General features: G+C 65.6%; 1 pseudogene. It reads right to left on the bottom strand.

Annotated elements, in window-relative coordinates:
* A pseudogene (locus EOA38_RS39665) lies at window positions 1-523 on the bottom strand (hypothetical protein); the annotation flags it as partial.

The raw sequence follows: 523 nt of genomic DNA, 5'->3' as shown, positions 1-523 counted from the left end.
GCCAAGCACCCCCTTGAGCCTCTCCACAAGGATCGGCACCCCGTTCTGGGCCTTCGCCCGCGCCAGCGCTCTCAGCCCGTCTGCTCCGGCAATGTCGGCCGGGTCCGGTTGCGCACTCTGGGTGTCACCGGAAACCAGAGCCCTAATTTCGCGAACGGTCGGCCGCTTGCCCGCCTTGAGGTCTGCTACCACGGAAGCGACGGTTTCGACCTCCGCTCCCGCCAGCGCGTACATAGCGGCCGCCGGCACGCTGCAGTCGACCAGGACCTTCCGATGGGCACGCAGGTTGTTGTGAACCGCGATGTAGTTGCCGGCACCTCGCCTGGTGAGCCGGCATGCCTGTTTAGACCAACGTTCGAAGACTTCCTGGCTGGGTGACTTGCCGCGCACTTTCGCGAGCATCTCACCGCAAGCGAACACCTCGTCGGTCCGCTTCCGGCCGAGCGAAGCGAACATCTCCCGGGCTTCCTCGAACGAGGGCACGGCGGCTTCCGGAATTCCGAGGCTGCCGTAGTCGATCGAC

The sequence above is a fragment of the Mesorhizobium sp. M1E.F.Ca.ET.041.01.1.1 genome (assembly GCF_003997355.1).
GTDB lineage: Bacteria > Pseudomonadota > Alphaproteobacteria > Rhizobiales > Rhizobiaceae > Mesorhizobium.
This window is presented reverse-complemented; position numbering and strand designations above follow the sequence as displayed.